Origin of the sequence: Microbacterium oxydans, from assembly GCF_000956405.1 — a bacterium.
In the GTDB taxonomy this organism is placed as follows: Bacteria; Actinomycetota; Actinomycetes; order Actinomycetales; family Microbacteriaceae; genus Microbacterium; species Microbacterium oxydans_C.
Genome location: NZ_JYIV01000026.1, coordinates 1 through 17,030, shown reverse-complemented (window position 1 = coordinate 17,030; position 17,030 = coordinate 1). Strand labels below are relative to the sequence as shown.

The following is a 17,030-nucleotide window of genomic DNA, read 5'->3' as shown; positions in this document are numbered from 1 at the left end:
GCGGGAGTCCGTGGGACACTGGTCGGACTATGCGCTTCATCATCCGCGTCGTCGTCAACGCCTTCGCCCTCTGGGTCGTCACGCTGATCCCTGCCCTGCAGGTGACCATCCGAGCCTTCCCGCCCGGTGAGACGATGCAGCTGGTGCTGACCCTGCTCGCGGTGGCCGCGATCTTCGCGCTCGTGAACACGATCATCGGCACAGTCGTGAAGATCGTCGCGTTCCCGCTCTACATCATCACGTTCGGGCTGATCGGCTTCCTGATCAACGGCTTCCTGCTGTGGCTGACCGCGTGGATCACGAGCGGGTTCGGTTGGGGCCTCACGGTCGGCGACTTCTGGTGGGGCGTGCTCGCGGCACTGATCATCTCGGTGATCAACGGCATCTTCGGCTTCATCCTGCGCCCGCAGAGCAAGAGCCGTCGCGACTGAGACCGGGCCTCACTCCGCGCCGTCGAGGCGCAGCGGGCTGATCTCCGCCAGGAACGTGAAGTCGCGATCGTCGTGCACGATCGGCAGGCCGCGACGGATGGCGACAGCGGCGATGAGACAGTCGGTCATGCTCCGGATCGGGTGCCCGTTGGCGCTCGAAGCCCGATACAGCTCCGCCGCATCCCGGAAGTCGGTCATCGGCACCAGCGGGGCGAGAAGCAGACCGTTCGTGAGGGCGTCGACTCGAGCGAGCTCCCGCGGCCTCTTCGCACCCGCGAGCAGCTCCATGATGATCGGCTCCGTGATGGCGAGCTCAGCACCGGAACCGATCAGTCCCTCCAGCCTTTCGACGACCGGGGAATCGAGCCCGCGGAGAAAGCCGATCCACGCAGAGGAGTCGACCAGGATCACCCGGGACTCCACGCCGAGGGAGGGTCGGTGCGCATATCGTCGAGGTCCCCACTCCACCCGGTGCCCTTGAGACCGAGGAGGAACTCCGACGTGAGTGGCACACCCACCAGCCGTCGGAGTGCGAGATCGACGGCTTCCTTCTTGGTGGAGAGGTCGTACCTGCGCATGACCTCGCGGACGAGATCGTCGTCGAGGTCGATGTTCGTACGCGCCATGCACAGACCATACACCTCGTATACACCAGACACCCCGATCACTCAGTCCGCTCCGCGCGGTACTCGGTGCGCTCGACCTCGACCGCTCGGCCGAGCTCGTCCCAGTACTCATCGAGAGCCACGGCGCGAGGGTCGGTCGACGCGTCGACCATCTCGGCCGTCTCGATGTAGGTCTCGAGACCGTGGGTCTTCAACTGCAGGTCGTGGATGCCGTCTGCTGGATCCCCCACCCGGGAAGCCGTGAAGCTGTCGGGCGACCCTGTCCCCTCCGCCGACCCGCCAGCGGCGAGCGCCGACACGACGTCATCGGTATGACGGAGCTGGATCAGCGTCTGCTCGTCGCCGAGAGTCGGTTCGGTGGGACTGCCTGCCGTGATCTGCATCGACACCTCGTAGTCGCTCTCCACGGCCAGTCGCGTGGCGATCATCCCTCCCTGCGAGTGCGCGACCACATCGACACGGTCGCCCGGTTCGACACCCGCAGCAGCCAGAGCGTCGAGTGTCGCCTGATACGACGCCGAGGCGGCGCCCTGATAGAGCTCGATGTTCGAGGTCATGTCCCACGGCTCCGCACCCTTCTTCAACGACAGCAGTGAGCTCTGGGTACCGGCGACGTACGCCACATAACGCGTCGTCCCTCCTGCCATCGTGTACTTCTCCACGGCGACCTGCGCACCTGCTCCCGGGATCCTCCTGAATGCCCCGGCGAGATCGTTCGGTGCCCGTGGAGTCGACGTCTTCACGGGCGTCACCTGCAGCGGAGCCACCGGCGCGGAGTTCGGTGCCTTCGCTCCCGGCGCCACAGGCCCCGCCGCTCCCGGCCGCACCTTTCCATGTCCCGAGGCGAGCCCCACCAGAGCCCCGACCAGGAACACCGGGGGCAGCATCCCACCCAGGTCGTACTGCTCTCCGAGCCCTTCGAACCTCCGTCGCTCCCAGCCGGCGAGCAGCCAGTCGGCCATCCTCCCCACCCGCTCATCGTCGGCGACCATGCCCTCGGCACGTGCGCGTATGTCGCTCGACGCCGCGGCATCGGTGAGGGAGAGCGCCTCGGCCTGGGCCCGCAGTTCCACCACCTCGAACGCGTCGGCCATCAGCAGCGTTCCGACGCAGGCATTGTCGATCTCGGCAGCCAGTCCGTCGATGCGGTCGCCGCTGAGCCGTAGAGCGCCGACGTCCACACGCAGCACGACGTCGTCGGCTGACGAGATCGCCTCCCCCGCTCGCACCACCGCCGCCCCGGCCTCTTCGTACTGCGCCGCCACCGCCCGCAGGCGCGCACCGACCTCGCGCAGCTGCTCGGTGTCGATCGCGATCGCTCCGCCGTGTTCGATCTCCAGGTCTCCGGCAGTCACCGCACCGGGTGCGCGAGCGATTCCCGTCATTCCGAGCCCTCCAGCTCCCATTGCCGAATCCGGAGGCTCCCGACCTGCGCGCCCGTATCGTCGCGTACCCGCGCGAGCATCTCGTGGAGCGCCCGGAAACCCTCCGAGCGCCAATCGGTCGCATCGACGAGCGAGACGAGGGTCGCCCCCGCCTGTTCCAGGGTCGCGATCGCGTCTGCGACTTCTCGATGCGCGAGGGCCCGACCCCACGCCTGCGCGGAGCCACCGTATTGGTCGAGTGCGAACGAGTACATGGCTCCAGCATTCGGGATCACGTCCCGCGCAGATCACCGGGAAACCGCAACCCGTGGACAGGTGGGCGCCCGCGGCCGGTGTGCAGAGCGCATCACGAGCCGGCTCGCGCTGTGCAGGACGGCCGAGGGCGGGCAGAATGTATCTGTGACATCCCCGGATCCCTTCCGCGTGATCTTCGTCTGCACGGGGAACATCTGCCGCTCTCCCATGGCCGAGGTCGTCTTCCGCGACCTCGCCGAGCGGCAGGGACTCGGCCCGCGCATCGTCTCGCGCAGCGCCGGAACAGGCGATTGGCATCTCGGCGAGCGCGCCGACCATCGCACGATCGACTCGCTGGCCCGTCGCGGCTACGACGGCACCCAGCACCGCGCCCGCCAGTTCACCGCCGCGGCCTTCGCCGACAACGACCTCGTCGTCGCCCTCGACCGCACCCACGAGCGCATCCTTCGGGAATGGGCCCATGACGAAGACGAGGACGGGAAGGTCACACTGCTGCTCGCTTTCGACCCGAACGCCTCGACCCATGATGTGCCTGACCCCTACTACGCCGGCGCCGACATGTTCGATTCGGTGCTCGGTATGATCGAGACGGCGACTCGCGGCCTGTTCCGCCAGCTCGAACCCGCCCTGCGCCAGCCCCGCACGCCCCGAACCTTCGGGGCCTCATCAGGAGGACTCCCCTGACTTTCCAGCCTTCGCTCCCGCCCCAGCCCCTGAGCCCCCTCGACGGCCGCTACCGTGGCGCCGTCACCGGCCTCGCCGACTTCCTGTCCGAGGCGGGCCTGAACCGGGCGCGCGTCGAGGTCGAGGTCGAGTGGCTGATCGCCCTCACCGACCGCTCGCTGTTCGAGACGAGTCCACTTTCGGACGGTGACAAGGAGCGCCTGCGCGCGCTGTACCGCGACTTCGGGCAGGCCGAGATCGACTGGCTCTCCGAGAAGGAAGCGGTCACGCAGCACGACGTGAAGGCGATCGAGTACCTCGTGCGCGACCGGCTCTCGACGCTCGGCCTCGACCACATCGCCGAGCTCACGCACTTCGCGGCGACGAGCGAGGACATCAACTCCGCGTCCTACGCCCTCACCGTCAAGCGCGCGGTCGAGGAGGTCTGGCTCCCGGCTCTGGACACCGTGATCGCGAAGCTGCGCGAGCTCGCGGTCGAGCACGCCGACGCCGCGATGCTCTCTCGCACGCACGGCCAGCCCGCGACGCCCTCGACCATGGGCAAGGAGCTCGCGGTCTTCGCCTGGCGCCTGGAGCGCGTGCGTGCGCAGATCGCCGGCTCCGAGTACCTCGCGAAGTTCTCCGGGGCGACCGGCACCTGGTCCGCCCACCTCGCGGCCGAGCCGGACGCCGACTGGCCGACCATCGCCCGCGAGTACATCGAGGGGCTGGGTCTCGGCTTCAACATCCTCACCACGCAGATCGAGTCGCACGACTGGCAGGTCGAGCTGTACGACCGCGTGCGTCACGCCGGCGGCATCCTGCACAACCTCGCCACCGACATCTGGACCTACATCTCGCTCGGCTACTTCGCGCAGATCCCGGTCGCCGGGGCCACCGGTTCGTCGACCATGCCGCACAAGATCAACCCGATCCGCTTCGAGAACGCCGAGGCCAACCTCGAGATCTCGGGCGCCCTTCTCGCGTCGCTCGGCCAGACGCTCGTCACCAGCCGCCTGCAGCGCGACCTCACCGACTCCACCACGCAGCGCAACATCGGCGTCGCGTTCGGGCACTCGCTGCTTGCGCTGGACAACCTGCGCCGCGGCCTGAACGCGATCTCGCTGTCGCGCGACGTGCTGCTCGCCGACCTCGACGTGAACTGGGAAGTGCTGGCCGAAGCGATCCAGACGGTCATCCGCGCCGAGGTCGTCGCCGGCCGTTCCACGATCACCGACCCGTACGCGCTCCTCAAGGAGCTCACCCGCGGTCACCGGGTCGGTGCCGCCGACCTCGCCGAGTTCGTGCAGGGCCTCGAGATCGGCGACGCGGCGAAGCAGCGGCTGCTCGCGCTGACCCCCGCGACATACACCGGCATCGCGGAGCGCCTCGCCCGCTGAACCCGCGACGGGCTAGGAGCCCGACTCTCCGGAGTGCTCCTCGACGCTGTCCTTCGGCATGAACGACGCCGCCAGGAGGGTGAGCACCGCGGTCACGGCGACCGCGACGAACACCCACACCGACGCGTGGATGATCGTGTCGGGGTCATCGGGTCCCGCGCCCTGCGCGATGACCGCGTTCGAGATCGCCCCGAATACCGCCACTCCCACGGCGCTTCCCGCTGAGCGCGCGAACGCGTTCATCCCGGTCACCGCTCCCCGCTCGCCCCACCCGACCGAGGCCTGCGCGGCGATAAGGGTCGGGGCCGCACTCCACCCGAGGCCGAAGCCGAGGAGGAAGGCGATGCCCGCGATGACGAACGGATTGGGCCAGGAGGCGACGGCGGCGAGTGCGATGGCCGCGACGGTGGTGATGCTCATGCCGATGAGCGTGGTGCGGCGGAAGCCGATGCGCAGGTACAGGCGTCCGGCATTCGCAGCGGCGAGCGGCCAACCGAGGGTCAGTGCCGCGACCGCGAGACCCGACAGCAGCGGAGCGATGCCGATGGACCCCTCGAGGTAGGCCGGGGCGAAGCTGGTCACTCCGAGCATCAGCGCGCCGATGCCGAGCGAGACCAACGTGGTCGTGAGGATGAGCCGACGCGTGACGAGGCGCAGATCCACGATCGGCTCGGCGACCCGGCGCTCCACGACCCCGAAGGCCAGCAGCGCGACCACCCCGATCCCGAAGCAGAGGGCACTCTGCACAGACAGCCAGGCCCAGGCGTTCCCACCCTCCAGCATGCCGAGGATGAGCGCCGTGAGCCCGACGGCGAGCAGCACCGCTCCCCCGTAGTCGATGCTGTGCCGCTGGGTCTGCTTCTGCTCCTTGTAGGTGCGCAGCAGCATCCATCCGGCGATCAGACACAGGGGCACGTTGATCCAGAAGATCCACCGCCAGGCGTCGAGCTGGGCGAAGATGCCGCCGAGCGCAGGACCGACGACGGAGGAGATGGCCCAGACGCTCGCGACGTATCCCTGCACCTTGGCGCGTTCGGCGACCGTGTAGATGTCTCCGACGATGGTCATCGACATCGGTGCGACGGCACCCGCACCGATGCCCTGGATGATGCGGAACACGATCAGCGCCGGCATGCTCCAGGCGAACCCGCAGAGGATGGATCCGAGCAGGAACAGCGCGATGCCGAGCAAGATGATCGGCTTGCGGCCCACCGTGTCCGCGAACCGCGAGTAGATGGGCACACTCACGGCCTGCGCCAGGAGGTACACCGAGAACAGCCACGGGAACTGCTGGTAGCTGCCGAGGTCGCGCACGATGCTCGGCACAGCGGTGGCGAGGATCGTCGCGTCGATGGCGATGAGGCCCGTGGCGAGCATGAGCGCGCCGAGGATGGGTCCCCGCTCCGACCGGAGTCCGATGGAGGCGCGGTCGACGGAGGCAGTCACCTCAGGGACAAGCCGATCCACCCCACCGGTATTCCGGATCGTCGCGGACCCTCTCGCTACCCAGCTCGCTGCACTGCTCGCCCCCGCTCAGTGCGCCGGGCCGAGGTCGCGCATGGGCTTGCCGTTCTTCGGGTTGCCCGGCTTCACCTTGCGGCGCTCCCCGTTGACGAGCACGACCACGTTGCTCATGTTCGGCGCCCGGTCGGCGACGACGTCGTAGGAGACGACCTTGCCGTCTCGCCAGGTGCAGTCGACGCGGTACCCGCCTCGGGCGCGGAGGCCGGCGAACGATCCGCTCGCGGCCCAGTCCGCCGGCACGGCGGGGAGCAGGCGGATGACCCCACCATGGCTCTGCACGAGCATCTCCGCGATCGCTCCGACGATGCCGTAGTTGCCGTCGAGCTGGAACGGCGGATGGTTGGCCCACAGGTTCTGCAGGATGTTGTAGGTGAGCAGCCCGCGCACCATGATGCCCGCCCGCTCCGCATCGCCGAGGCGCGCGAACAGGCCGGCCCGCCACGGCCAGGTCCACGAACGACGGCTGTCTCCCGAGACCGTGGCCGCCGTGAACGGCACGCCCTCCTTCTCCCCGCACCGGGCCTTCAGCGAGACCAGCGCCGCCGCGGAGAGCTCCGGCGTGTCGGGGGTGATCTGCCGGCCCGGGTACACGGCGAAGAGGTGCGACGTGTGCCGGTGGATGTCGTCCGGGTCGTCGCGGTCGGTCTGCCACTCCTGCAACTGGCCCCATCGACCGATCTTGTTCGGCGCCAGACGCGCCTGCATGTCGGCGACCGTCTTCTGATACTTCTTGTCGGCGCCGAGTGCCTTCGCGCACTCGAGGTAGTTCTGGAACAGATCCCAGATGATCTGCTGGTCGTGCATGACACCGTCCTCGCGCGGACCGTGCTCCGGGGACCAGCCCATCGGCGCGACGAGTGTGCCGTCGGGGAGCTCCTTGAGCTGGTCCTCCCAGAACTGGCAGATCTCCTTGATCAGCGGGTAGGCGAGGTCGCGCAGGTACTTCTGATCCTGCGTGAACGCCCAGTGCTCGTAGAGGTGCTGGGCGTACCAGGCGCTGGCGATCGTGTTCCACTCCCACGAGTTGCCGCCGAAGATGCTCTGCGAGGTGCGCGCCGTCCACCCGCGCACGTCAGCGCCGAACGCGTTGCGCGTCGCGACCCGGCTGGGCACGGCCACCTCTCGGATGAACGTCGCGAGAGCCTCATGGGACTCCGGGAGGTCGGCGGTCTCCGCGCCCCAGTAGTTCATCTGCACGTTGATGTTGGTGTGATAGTCACTGGCCCACGCCGGCTGGTTGCTGTTGTTCCACAGCCCCTGCAGGTTGGCCGGGAGTCCCCCGGGCTTCGACGAGCTGAGGAGCAGATAGCGGCCGTAGGCGTAGAGCGTCTGCTCGAGCGTCGGGTCGGCCTCCCCCTTCCCGTAGCGGAGCAGCCGGCGATCGGTGGGCATGGCCATCACGGCCTCGCCTGTCGATCCCCATTCGACCTTCGCGCGCTGCATGAGTTCGAGAACCTGCGCGGTGTGCGCGGAGCGCAGGTCCTTCCACGACCGGGAGGCCGCGGCGTTCAGCGCCTTCTCGATCTCCGGCTGCGGCGCTGCGCCGCGCCAGCCGTGCGCCGCGCTCAGACGATAGTCGGTGCGCGCGTCGAGCAGCAGCGTGATGCTCGACGCCTCCGAGACGCGCAGCCCGCCGTCGGCCGCGGTGACCTGACCGTCGGTCTCGACGATGCGGACGACGGCCGCGTGAGTGAGGTCGTTGGCCATCGTCCCGGCGAAGCTCAGTCGGCGTCCGCTCGCGTCGATCGCGGTCGCGACACCGTCCTGCTTGGAGGCGAGGGTGAGCAGCGCGGTCAGAGCGCCGGGCCGATCGGTGGTGAACCGCACCGCGATGACGTCGGCTTCCCGACTCGCGAACGCTTCGCGCAGCACCGTCCCCTGCGCGGTCGCAAAGTGGGTGCTGTGGGTGCCGTCGACGATGTCGAGCGCACGCCGGTAGTCGACGACGGCCTTGGCACCGGCCGTGCTGAATCCGTCGCCGGTGAAGGCGATGCCGCCGAGACGGATCGCGCCCGGGGCGGAGAACGAGATGCGGTACATCGCGTACGCGGTGGTGTTCGCGTACGTGAAGGTCCGCCCCGCGCCGCGGTCGGGGAACGTCTCCCCTGCTCGGGTGTCGAGGGTCTTCCAGGTCAGCCCGTCGTCCGAGCCGGCGACGATCCAGTCACGCGGATCCTGCTCCGGTGCGTCGGGAGCGCTGGTGAGCACGTAGCCGTTCAGCGTGATCTTCGAGGACGGCTCGACCTGCCACACCGCATCGCCACCCGTCGCGGGAACGGCCCAGACGGTCGCGGGATCGGCGTCGATGCTGCCGACGAGCGAGTCGGCGTGACCGCTGGGCGACGACACGTAGACGGCGCTCCCCTGCGCCAGATCGACCCCGCCGAGCGCGATCTCCCCCACCTGGAAGTGACTGACTCCCGCCTTCGGCGCGAACACGAAGCGATAGTGCGCGTACGCGGTGGTGTTGGCGAACGTGAAGCTCTTGGACTGGAGCCGCTGGGGGAACGGCGCCTCGGAGCGGTCATCGAGCACGACCCACGCCGCTCCGTCGGACGAGCCTTCCAGACGCCAGTCCTGCGGGTCCCGCGCAGGGACGTCGTTGGCACTCGTGCGCACATACGACGAGACGACGGCGGGGGCGGCGAGATCGGCCTGCCAGATCACCTCAGCGGGCGGCGCGATCAGGCACCATTTCGTCGCAGGGTTGCCGTCGAACGTCTTCTCGACGCTCTCACCGCCGGACACCTGGTACGGGCCGCCGGGCGAGCTGACGGTGGTGCGCGCGCCGAAGGCCACCGTCACCTCGCCGAAGTCACGGAAGGATCCGAAGCCGGTCACGCTGGTGTCGTAGGCGCCGTCGGGCTGGCCGGCGAGAGCGTTGTCGTAGTCGTTGACCCCGCCCCACAGGCTCTGCTCGCTGAAGTGGATCACCTCGGCGTCCGGGTTGCCGAACAGCTTCGCGCCGAGACGGGCGTTGCCGATCGGGAGAGCCTGGGTCTCCCAGTCCGTCGCCGGTTTCGCGTACCAGAGCGCATGCGGGGACAGCTGAGGGCGCGGGATGGCGCCGGCCGCAACGGCACGCAGTGGAGCCTGAGCCGAGAACGTGCTCGCCGCGGCAGGGCGGGCAGCGAGGAACTGGGGGACGAGCGGGGCGAGAAGGGCGAGACCGCCCACCTGCAGCACCTGTCGACGGGAAATGGGGTCCTTCATCACAGCAATCCTCCGGAGCATCATCGATCTACTGGGGCCGTGCGGCCTCGCAGCCGGTCGTGGATGCGAGGCGTCGGAGCCAGTGTGCGCGCACGATACATCGGATGTCTAGAGACGATCGTCCAGAAGGCTCGCCGAAAGTCGGGATGAAACCCCTGACCGCCACCATCTTTGATCCGATGTTCAGGCGGGAGACGCGCGAGTCGACCCGGGGGAAGAGCTATCCGGATCAGGAGGAGGCGGGACGACCAGGCGCTTCGGAGTCGGGGTTCTCGCCCTCGGGCTCCGGGTCGTACAGCACCGGACGATCGATCGTCTTCGTCACGTCGGAGGGATCGACCGCGAGGATCAGCATCGCCAGGATCAGCAGCGTCACGATGAAAGCACCACCGCCGACGACGAGGCCGAGGGCGATCGGGGTCAGGCCCTCGTAGGTGCCGTTCGCGATGGAGGCGTTCACGCGCGCGGTGAAGGCCCCGGTGGAGACCAGCGTGACCACCATGGCGAACACGCCGCAGCCGAGTGCGATGAGGAGCAGGTGCAGGGGTCGCAGAATGTCCCGGCGGGTGGGCTTCTCGTCGCTCATCGCTCTCCTCCATGCTCCGCCGGAGCGGAGCTGTCGTTCGAATCGGATGCCGCCGTGACCGCGTCGGCCTGCTTCGGCGTGAGCCCGGCGATACCGAGGAAGACCGCGACGATCGCCGCGTAGCCACCGAACATGCCGACACCCAGGATGATGCCGGAGAGCACGAACGTGCCTGCCTTGTCGATCGTGTACTCCTGGAGGAACCCCGCGGGGATCAGCAGCAGCGCGATACCGAGCAGCACACCCAGTGCGCCGACCGAGATCGCGTCGCGCGACAGCATGCCGCCGACGCGACGGGAGCGGATGCCGGCGAGCAGTTCGATGCCGCCGCTGACGATCGCCCAGGAGGAGACCACGACGAAGAAGAGGTCATCGGAGCGCCAGGCGGGGATGCCGCTCACGAAGCCGGCGATCGTCCCGACGGCGGCGAGCAGCACCGAGGGCCAGCGCGACCCGGCCGGCAGCACCAACCAGGCGGCGAGCACGTGCACGAGCGCCGTGAGGGAGACGAAACCGCTGAAGACGGACAAGCCGACGGGAGCGGAGTGATCAGACGAGAACGTGATCATGAGCGCGGCGATTGCGGCGAACAGAGCGCGCAGCAATTGCACGTGGCGCATGGTGAATGCGCGAGCAGGGGCAGACATGACGGTCCAGAGTCCTCCGGGGTGTTGCTCCCAGTCTACGCAAGGCTGCGTGGCCGCGACGCCGGGAGCCGCGCGGAGGGAGGATTCGTGAAGCCCGGCGGATCTCCCCAGATCGATTGCCGGGCTTCACGACATACGCAGCAAGGGGGGCATCACTGCGTCAGGCCGGTCGTTCGCAGGCACGGGCACCCTGCCCGCGAAGACGGCCAAGTGACCCCACATGCCCACCCGGTCCCCTGAGGTACGCGCGTGCGGTCGTATGCTCACTCTAAAGCGCTGATCTTCACATACCGGAGGGGATCTGTGATGAATCTCGAAGATGACGCGCGCAGAGCCGAACACGATGACTTCGCGACCGCCCTGCGCGACGCGATAAACGCGAAACCGGTGACCCTGTCCTGGCTGCAGCGACAGCTCAAAGCGCGGGGCAACCGCGTGTCGATGGCCACTCTGAGCTATTGGCGGTCGGGGGCCAGACGACCGGAGGGCGCGCAGTCGTTGGCTGCCCTCGCCGACATCGAGGAGCTCCTCGGACTCCGCGTCGGTGCCCTGAGCAGGATGCTCCGCTCGACGAACCGCACCGGCCCGCTCGGACCGAATCAGTTCCCGATCGACGAGGAGGAGCTCGAGCTGGCGGTGATCGAGGCCTTCCGTGCGCTGGGGGCCACATACCCGGACACCTCGCGGGAACTCACGACCCATTCGGTGACCGACGTCGGAGCCGACGGCAACGTGGCGTACAGCATCACGCGGAGCATCGTGCAGTCGACGGTGGGCACGATCACGGCGATACCGTTCCTGGAGATCAGCCCCGGAGTCCGCACCCCTCCCCCACTGCTGAAGGCCGTGTCGGGGGGCAGGATCGCGGCGCGCTACTCCCACCCCGACGGCGAGGTGCACGGCGCGCTGTTTGAGCTCGACGTTCCGCTGACCGCGCCGGAGACTGCGATGGTCGAGTGGGCGGTCGAGTACCCGCCCGACTATCCGGCGACCCGCGACACCGGTCACGCGCTCGCGCAGAAGGCCAGGGAACTGCTGGTGTGGACCCGCTTCCACCCCGACGCGATCCCCGACTGGTGCGAGGAGCACATCGAGACGCCGGACGGCGTCACGATCACCCCGCTCCCGCCGCCGCGGGGGAACTCGGTCCACCTGGTGCGTCGAGCGTTCGGTCCCGGCGCGCTGGGCCTGCAGTGGGGGTATGGCCCCCGCGAGGATCACCCGGGCTGATCGCCGACGGCGACCGGACGCCCCGGCGTGTTCGACCACTGGCTCCACGAACCGGGGAAGACCTTGGCCTCGATGCCGACCTCGTGCAGGACCAGCGCGGTGTGGGCGGCGGTGACGCCCGAACCGCAGTAGGCGGCGACGGGTGTGCCCGGGGTCACGCCGACCTCGGCGAAGCTCGCCAGGATCGTCTCCTTGTCGAGGATCTTCCCGTCTGCGTCGAAGTGCACGGGTTCGGGAAGATTGCGCGCACCGGGGATGTGTCCGCCCACGGGATCGAAGGGCTCGGAGTCGCCGCGATACCGGTCCGCGGCTCGCGCGTCGATCAGCACCCCGGATGCCGGGAAGGCCGCGGCCTCGTCGATCGACAGGGCATCGTCGCCGACGGGCTCGAGCACCACGTCGCCCGGCTCAGGGCTCACGTCGTCGGTCGCGACGTCGAACCCCTCGGCCAGCCAGCCTCGGAGGCCGCCGTCGAGCACGCGCACGTCGACGCCGGCCTGCCGCAGCAGCCACCAGGCGCGGGCGGCCGCGATGCCCTTGACGTCGTCGTAGGCGACGACCGTGTCACCGGAGCGCACACCCCAGCGACGCGCCGCGTCCTGGAGTGTGGCCGTCGACGGAAGCGGGTGGCGTCCCTCCGCAGCCTCGCCATGCGTGGAGAGCTCGGTGTCGAGCGCGGCGAACACGGCTCCGGGGATGTGCCCGGAGAGATAGTCGTCGTGTCCGGCTTCAGGACGGTCGAGTCGCCAGCGCACATCGATCACACGCACCGGCGCGCACCGGGTCAGCAGGTCGTTCAGTTCGACGGCACTCACGAAGTCGCTCATGCTGCGAGGCTACCGAGTCCGCCGGGATGCGCTGCCCCCGGTCGTCTTCTCCCGTCACTTTCGAATCGCGCAACTGGTTCCATCCGGCGGCTGTTCGGCACCATTCACGCGATTCGAACGACGACTGCGGCCCGTTAGGCTCTATCCGGCAACGTCGAGAAAGGGGCAACGATGCCCTTTCGGTGGATGCGTCTGCGCCCCCAGGAAGCCGCGCTCATCGCGATCACCGCGGTCTGGGGCGGCACCTTCCTGCTCGTGCACTGGGCCATGGAGCACTCCGGTCCGTGGTTCTTCGTCGGCATCCGGTTCCTGATCGCGGGGCTCATCAGCGTGGTGATCTTCCGACGCGTGCTCCGCGGCATCCGCTGGCGCGACATCGGCGCCGGCGTGGCCATCGGCATCATGATCTATCTCGGCTACGGCCTGCAGACGCTGGGGCTGCAGACCATCGACAGCAGCACATCGGCCTTCATCACCGCGATGTACGTGCCGATGGTGCCGCTCGCCCAGTGGGCCGTGTTCCGCAAGCGCCCGCCGGCCATGGCGTTCGTGGGCGCAGGGCTGGCCTTCGTCGGACTGCTGTTCATCGCGGGGCCGGATGCCTTCGCCCTGACGCTCGGCGCCGGGGAGATCGCGACCATGGTCAGCACCCTGCCGATCGCGGCCGAGATCATCCTGATCAGCCTCTTCGCCGGGAAGATCGACCTCGGGCGCATCACGATCGTGCAGCTGCTCACGGCCGGCGCGCTGGGGCTGCTCACCATGCCGGTGGTCGGCGAGGGGGTGCCCGAGTTCTCCTGGATCTGGGTCGGCTGCGCGGTGGGGCTGGGGGCGGCGAGCTGCCTGATCCAGCTGACGATGAACTGGGCGCAGAAGTCGGTCTCTCCCACGCGCGCGACGGTCATCTACGCGGGAGAGCCGGTCTGGGCAGGAGTCATCGGTCGGATCGCCGGCGAGCGCCTGCCTGCGACGGCGCTCATCGGCGGCGCACTCGTCGTGCTCGGGATCCTGGCGAGCGAGCTGAGACTCGTGCGACGGCGGTGCCCGCCCGAAGCCGCACCCCCGCACGTCGACTCCTGAGGGTCACCGTCGCGGTGTTCCGCTCGCCCGTGGCGCCGCAGTGGTCGAAATCCGTCGGATGGGGAATACTCCGCAGGAGCCCGCGTTGCACCCGGCATGATTGAAAGTTCAACCGTCGTCCCGGTCGCCACGGAACGCACCCGTGTCCGCGTGCCGCTGCGCTTCGGCGACGGCTACTCCACGACCGCCGACGTGGTCACCTTCGATGGTCTGGCAGACGGACGCGAGCACCTGCTGCTCGGGCTCGGCGACTGGCAGGCGGCGATCGATCGCGCGATCGACGGCGGTGAGGCCCCGCTCGTGCGCCCGCACAGCGAGTGCCTCACGGGAGACGTGTTCGGGTCGGAGCGTTGCGACTGCGGACCCCAGCTGCGCGAGGCCGTCGAGCGCATCGCGCAGGAGGGCGGCTTCCTGCTCTACCTGCGCCAGGAGGGGCGCGGCATCGGTCTCTACGCCAAGCTCGATGCCTACGCGCTGCAGGATGCGGGCCTCGACACGTACGAGGCGAACGTCGCGTTGGGCAGGGGCGAAGACGAGCGCGACTACACCGTGGCAGCCCAGATGCTGCACGCAGTCGGCGTCGACGGCATCCGCCTGTTGAGCAACAATCCCGACAAGGCTGTGCAGCTCGAGGCACTCGGCGTCCGCGTGACCGAGCGCGTACCCACCCAGGTGCACCTGTCCGAGTCGAACTCCCGCTACCTGCAGGCCAAGCGCGACCACACGGCGCACACCCTCGACCTGTCCGCGGCATGACGGCAGGTGTGGCAGCGCAGGAGGTCATGATGGCGGCAGCGGAGCAGCATCCGCGTCGACTCGACGACGCCGAGATGGACACCTGGCTGCCGATCATCCGCTTCGTCCAGCTGCTCCCCCAGGTGCTCGATCGCACCCTGAAGGACGAGGTCGGCCTCAACCACGCCCGCTACGCCATCCTCATCACCCTGGCCGGACGCGGCGACAGCGCCGTGACCATGACCGAGCTCGCCCGCATCGCCGGGCTCAGCCGCTCGCGCCTGAGTCATGCCCTGGACTCGCTCGAGGAGCGCGGCTGGGTCGAGCGCACCTCCTGCAGCTCCGACAAGCGCACCCTCTCGGCCACGCTGACACCGGCCGGACGGGAGATGCTCCGCGCCGCCGCTCCCGTGCACGTCGAGCAGGTGCGCGAGCTGGTCCTCGCCCCCCTCACGAGCGAGGAGCGCGAGCAGCTGCGCACGATCCTGGGCAAACTGCTGCCGGGCGTGACCGCAGCCCTGGCGGACAGCGCGACGGCGTGACCTCGACCGTTCTGCTCTGACCTCTCTGCTCTGGCCTTTCTGCTCTGAGCAGAACCGCTCGAATCGCCGGGACGCGCCGGTCTATCGTGAGGCATGGCCGACCTCCTCCCGTTCCCGCGCACTCTCCGTTCGCCCCGTTCGCCCCGTCCGCGGCCGGTCGATCCCGAGCCGCTGTGGCGACACCTGCTGGGAGACCAGCTGCGGCGTCGACGCCACGACCGGGAGGAGACACTCACCGAGACCGCCGAGAAGGCGGGCGTCTCGCCGCAGTACCTCTCGGAGGTCGAGCGTGGGTTGAAGGAGCCGTCGAGCGAGATGATCGCCGCGATCGCGGGAGCGCTCGACACGAGCCTGATCGAGCTCACGAGCGCGGTGGCCGACGAGCTCCGCACGACCGCGATCCCGGCATCAACGTCAGCCGGTGTCTCTTCGCGCGGCGCTTTCGCCCTCGCCGCCTGATCCCGGGCACGTCATCTGCATGCGCGGCTGACGGATGCATGAGCACAGGGGCCGCATCGGTCATGCATCCGTCCGCCGCTCATGCATCCGCACGCCGGCCCACACGCGCGTCAGCTCCGCGCGCCCAACACGGTGTCGATCAGTCCGTAGTCGAGCGCGGCCGCGGCGGTGAACACCCGATCACGGTCGGTGTCGGCACGGAGTTCGGCGACCGTGCGGCCGCTGTGCCTGGCGAGGATCTCCTCCATGTCCGAACGCACCCGCACCACTTCGTCGGCGGCGAGGATCAGGTCGGGGATCGCGCCGCGAGACTGTCCCGCAGGCTGATGCAGCACGATCCGGGCGTGCGCGAGGGCCGCCCGTTCCCCCGCGCCTCCTGCAGCGACCAGGAGCGCCGCGGGGCCGATGGCCTGTCCGACGCAGGTCGTCGCGATGCGCGGTCGGATGTGCTGCATGGTGTCGTAGATCGCCAGCGCGGCTCCTGGATCGCCGCCCTCGCTGTTGATGTAGAACTGGATGCCGGATTCCGGGCTGTCCGCGTCGAGGTGCAGCAACTGGGCGATGAGGGCGTTCGCGACCCCGGCGTCGATCCCGGTGCCGAGGTAGATCACGCGCTCAGCGAGCAGATGCGAGTAGACGTCCATGATGCGCTCGCCCCGGGGGTGCTGCGCGATGACGTTGGGGATCGAGTACGTGCTCATGCGTCCACCCCCAGTCCGACGCGCGCGCGTCGTCGCGGCATCACGTCACCGATCGAGGCCACGATCCCGTCGATGAAGCCGTAGTCCTGCGCCTGGGCGGCCGTGTACCACCGGTCGTGCAGCGAGTCCTCGAAGATGCGCGCGACGGGCTGACCGGTGTCGTCCGAGATGAGTCCGAGCACGGTGTCGCGCATGTGACGCAGGTCGTCGGCCTGCGTCTCGAGCTCACCCGCGGAGCCGCCGATGCCCGCAGAGCCCTGATGCATGAGGATCCGCGCGTGCGGAAGCGCCCGACGCTTGCCCGGGGTGCCGGCAGAGAGCAGGAACTGCCCCGCGCTGCACGCGAGCCCGAGAGCCAGGGTCGCGACGTCGTTGGGAATCAGCCGCATGATGTCGCGGATCGCGAGCATCGAGGGTACCGACCCTCCTGGCGAATGGATCCACAGGGCGATGTCGACTGCGGGGTCTTCAGCCGACAGCGCGAGCAGCTGCGTCATCAGCAGCGTGCCGTTGTCGTCGTCGAGGGCGCCGTCGAGCACGAGCACCCGCTCGTGGAACAGTGCGCGTCTGGCTTCAGGACCGAAATGCAGGATGGGGTTGTCTTCGCTCATGCCCCCAGCATCGGCCGCAGCGCATCGCGAGTGGCGCGAATCCGCCCTCAGCGGCTCTGCCCTGAGCGGATGCCGGTGGGAGACATCCGCTCAGGGCAGAGCCGCTGAGGGCGGA

The 17,030-nt window shown here is 69.0% G+C and carries 19 protein-coding genes; 8 read left to right on the top strand and 11 right to left on the bottom strand.

All coding sequences use genetic code 11. The annotated features are described in order from the left end of the window. Positions 1 to 29: 29 nt before the first annotated feature. Positions 30 to 431, top strand: a complete 402-nt coding sequence (locus RN51_RS09590) for a phage holin family protein (protein WP_045263834.1) — start codon at positions 30 to 32, stop codon at positions 429 to 431. 9 nt (positions 432 to 440) lie between these two features. On the opposite strand, the gene RN51_RS09585 is transcribed toward RN51_RS09590, so the two are convergent. Genes RN51_RS09585 through RN51_RS09570 form a run of 4 tightly spaced genes read right to left on the bottom strand, consistent with a single transcriptional unit; the run spans position 441 to position 2,696 of the window. Continuing rightward, positions 441 to 842 carry a PIN domain nuclease gene (locus tag RN51_RS09585; RefSeq protein ID WP_045264018.1) on the bottom strand — a complete coding sequence of 134 codons (402 nt, stop codon included), beginning with the start codon at positions 840 to 842 and terminating at the stop codon, positions 441 to 443. Continuing rightward, positions 839 to 1,057, bottom strand: a complete 219-nt coding sequence (locus RN51_RS09580) for a type II toxin-antitoxin system VapB family antitoxin (protein ID WP_156149153.1) — start codon at positions 1,055 to 1,057, stop codon at positions 839 to 841. The genes RN51_RS09585 and RN51_RS09580 overlap by 4 nt, the downstream gene beginning before the upstream one ends. Before the next feature lie 38 nt (positions 1,058 to 1,095). Continuing rightward, on the bottom strand, positions 1,096 to 2,442 hold the full coding sequence (locus tag RN51_RS09575) for a hypothetical protein (protein ID WP_045263833.1): 1,347 nt from the start codon (positions 2,440 to 2,442) through the stop codon (positions 1,096 to 1,098). After that, positions 2,439 to 2,696 (bottom strand): hypothetical protein, encoded by a 258-nt coding sequence (locus RN51_RS09570; RefSeq protein WP_045263832.1) that lies wholly within the window; start codon positions 2,694 to 2,696, stop codon positions 2,439 to 2,441. Before RN51_RS09570 ends, RN51_RS09575 begins: the two co-directional genes overlap by 4 nt. A gap of 208 nt (positions 2,697 to 2,904) precedes the next feature. On the opposite strand from RN51_RS09570, the gene RN51_RS09565 reads away from it, so the two are divergent. After that, positions 2,905 to 3,381 carry a low molecular weight protein-tyrosine-phosphatase gene (locus RN51_RS09565; RefSeq protein ID WP_419865797.1) on the top strand — a complete coding sequence of 159 codons (477 nt, stop codon included), beginning with the start codon at positions 2,905 to 2,907 and terminating at the stop codon, positions 3,379 to 3,381. Continuing rightward, entirely contained in the window at positions 3,378 to 4,760 is a 1,383-nt protein-coding gene (gene purB / locus RN51_RS09560) for an adenylosuccinate lyase (RefSeq protein ID WP_045263830.1), read from the top strand. The genes RN51_RS09565 and purB overlap by 4 nt, the downstream gene beginning before the upstream one ends. Positions 4,761 to 4,772: 12 nt before the next feature. Here the strand turns inward: purB and RN51_RS09555 are convergent, their stop codons facing one another. The 4 genes from RN51_RS09555 to RN51_RS09540 all read right to left on the bottom strand — a co-directional run bounded on the left by RN51_RS09555 (position 4,773) and on the right by RN51_RS09540 (position 10,730). Beyond that, the gene (locus RN51_RS09555) at positions 4,773 to 6,206 is read right to left on the bottom strand and encodes an MFS transporter (RefSeq protein WP_045263829.1); all 1,434 of its coding nucleotides are present in this window, start codon (positions 6,204 to 6,206) and stop codon (positions 4,773 to 4,775) included. An 87-nt stretch (positions 6,207 to 6,293) separates the two neighbouring features. Further along, a complete protein-coding gene (locus RN51_RS09550; protein WP_045263828.1) occupies positions 6,294 to 9,497 on the bottom strand; it encodes a glycosyl hydrolase family 95 catalytic domain-containing protein in 3,204 nt (1,067 codons plus the stop codon). A gap of 229 nt (positions 9,498 to 9,726) precedes the next feature. Continuing rightward, on the bottom strand, positions 9,727 to 10,083 hold the full coding sequence (locus RN51_RS09545) for a hypothetical protein (RefSeq protein ID WP_045263827.1): 357 nt from the start codon (positions 10,081 to 10,083) through the stop codon (positions 9,727 to 9,729). Continuing rightward, positions 10,080 to 10,730 carry a hypothetical protein gene (locus tag RN51_RS09540; RefSeq protein WP_045263826.1) on the bottom strand — a complete coding sequence of 217 codons (651 nt, stop codon included), beginning with the start codon at positions 10,728 to 10,730 and terminating at the stop codon, positions 10,080 to 10,082. The genes RN51_RS09545 and RN51_RS09540 overlap by 4 nt, the downstream gene beginning before the upstream one ends. Before the next feature lie 306 nt (positions 10,731 to 11,036). Between RN51_RS09540 and RN51_RS09535 the strand changes: the two genes are divergently transcribed. After that, positions 11,037 to 11,960 carry a hypothetical protein gene (locus RN51_RS09535; protein ID WP_045263825.1) on the top strand — a complete coding sequence of 308 codons (924 nt, stop codon included), beginning with the start codon at positions 11,037 to 11,039 and terminating at the stop codon, positions 11,958 to 11,960. Here RN51_RS09535 and RN51_RS09530 read toward each other — a convergent pair. Continuing rightward, positions 11,948 to 12,787 (bottom strand): sulfurtransferase, encoded by an 840-nt coding sequence (locus tag RN51_RS09530; RefSeq protein ID WP_045263824.1) that lies wholly within the window; start codon positions 12,785 to 12,787, stop codon positions 11,948 to 11,950. The two genes, RN51_RS09535 and RN51_RS09530, sit on opposite strands and share 13 nt — an antisense overlap. Positions 12,788 to 12,958: 171 nt before the next feature. On the opposite strand from RN51_RS09530, the gene RN51_RS09525 reads away from it, so the two are divergent. The 4 genes from RN51_RS09525 (at position 12,959) to RN51_RS09510 (ending at position 15,603) form a co-directional block, all read left to right on the top strand. Continuing rightward, on the top strand, positions 12,959 to 13,867 hold the full coding sequence (locus RN51_RS09525) for a DMT family transporter (RefSeq protein ID WP_045263823.1): 909 nt from the start codon (positions 12,959 to 12,961) through the stop codon (positions 13,865 to 13,867). A gap of 96 nt (positions 13,868 to 13,963) precedes the next feature. Continuing rightward, a complete protein-coding gene (locus tag RN51_RS09520) occupies positions 13,964 to 14,623 on the top strand; it encodes a GTP cyclohydrolase II (protein WP_045263822.1) in 660 nt (219 codons plus the stop codon). Continuing rightward, on the top strand, positions 14,620 to 15,144 hold the full coding sequence (locus RN51_RS09515) for a MarR family winged helix-turn-helix transcriptional regulator (RefSeq protein ID WP_231579267.1): 525 nt from the start codon (positions 14,620 to 14,622) through the stop codon (positions 15,142 to 15,144). The genes RN51_RS09520 and RN51_RS09515 overlap by 4 nt, the downstream gene beginning before the upstream one ends. Before the next feature lie 93 nt (positions 15,145 to 15,237). Then, positions 15,238 to 15,603, top strand: a complete 366-nt coding sequence (locus RN51_RS09510; RefSeq protein WP_045263821.1) for a helix-turn-helix domain-containing protein — start codon at positions 15,238 to 15,240, stop codon at positions 15,601 to 15,603. A gap of 110 nt (positions 15,604 to 15,713) precedes the next feature. On the opposite strand, the gene RN51_RS09505 is transcribed toward RN51_RS09510, so the two are convergent. Continuing rightward, on the bottom strand, positions 15,714 to 16,304 hold the full coding sequence (locus RN51_RS09505; RefSeq protein WP_045263820.1) for a ClpP family protease: 591 nt from the start codon (positions 16,302 to 16,304) through the stop codon (positions 15,714 to 15,716). Then, positions 16,301 to 16,915, bottom strand: a complete 615-nt coding sequence (locus tag RN51_RS09500; protein WP_045263819.1) for a ClpP family protease — start codon at positions 16,913 to 16,915, stop codon at positions 16,301 to 16,303. Before RN51_RS09500 ends, RN51_RS09505 begins: the two co-directional genes overlap by 4 nt. Positions 16,916 to 17,030: the final 115 nt, after the last annotated feature.

Excerpts from the sequence above, each read along its gene's own strand:
- RN51_RS09550 (WP_045263828.1), bottom strand. The coding sequence starts at position 9,497 with ATGAAGGACCCCATTTCCCGTCGACAGGTGCTGCAGGTGGGCGGTCTC.
- RN51_RS09515 (WP_231579267.1), top strand. The coding sequence starts at position 14,620 with ATGACGGCAGGTGTGGCAGCGCAGGAGGTCATGATGGCGGCAGCGGAG.
- RN51_RS09590 (WP_045263834.1), top strand. The coding sequence starts at position 30 with ATGCGCTTCATCATCCGCGTCGTCGTCAACGCCTTCGCCCTCTGGGTC.
- RN51_RS09565 (WP_419865797.1), top strand. The coding sequence starts at position 2,905 with ATGGCCGAGGTCGTCTTCCGCGACCTCGCCGAGCGGCAGGGACTCGGC.
- RN51_RS09580 (WP_156149153.1), bottom strand. The coding sequence starts at position 1,057 with ATGGCGCGTACGAACATCGACCTCGACGACGATCTCGTCCGCGAGGTC.
- RN51_RS09525 (WP_045263823.1), top strand. The coding sequence starts at position 12,959 with ATGCCCTTTCGGTGGATGCGTCTGCGCCCCCAGGAAGCCGCGCTCATC.
- RN51_RS09535 (WP_045263825.1), top strand. The coding sequence starts at position 11,037 with ATGAATCTCGAAGATGACGCGCGCAGAGCCGAACACGATGACTTCGCG.
- RN51_RS09520 (WP_045263822.1), top strand. The coding sequence starts at position 13,964 with ATGATTGAAAGTTCAACCGTCGTCCCGGTCGCCACGGAACGCACCCGT.
- RN51_RS09510 (WP_045263821.1), top strand. The coding sequence starts at position 15,238 with ATGGCCGACCTCCTCCCGTTCCCGCGCACTCTCCGTTCGCCCCGTTCG.
- RN51_RS09500 (WP_045263819.1), bottom strand. The coding sequence starts at position 16,915 with ATGAGCGAAGACAACCCCATCCTGCATTTCGGTCCTGAAGCCAGACGC.
- RN51_RS09530 (WP_045263824.1), bottom strand. The coding sequence starts at position 12,787 with ATGAGCGACTTCGTGAGTGCCGTCGAACTGAACGACCTGCTGACCCGG.
- RN51_RS09545 (WP_045263827.1), bottom strand. The coding sequence starts at position 10,083 with ATGAGCGACGAGAAGCCCACCCGCCGGGACATTCTGCGACCCCTGCAC.
- RN51_RS09505 (WP_045263820.1), bottom strand. The coding sequence starts at position 16,304 with ATGAGCACGTACTCGATCCCCAACGTCATCGCGCAGCACCCCCGGGGC.
- RN51_RS09570 (WP_045263832.1), bottom strand. The coding sequence starts at position 2,696 with ATGTACTCGTTCGCACTCGACCAATACGGTGGCTCCGCGCAGGCGTGG.
- RN51_RS09575 (WP_045263833.1), bottom strand. The coding sequence starts at position 2,442 with ATGACGGGAATCGCTCGCGCACCCGGTGCGGTGACTGCCGGAGACCTG.
- RN51_RS09540 (WP_045263826.1), bottom strand. The coding sequence starts at position 10,730 with ATGTCTGCCCCTGCTCGCGCATTCACCATGCGCCACGTGCAATTGCTG.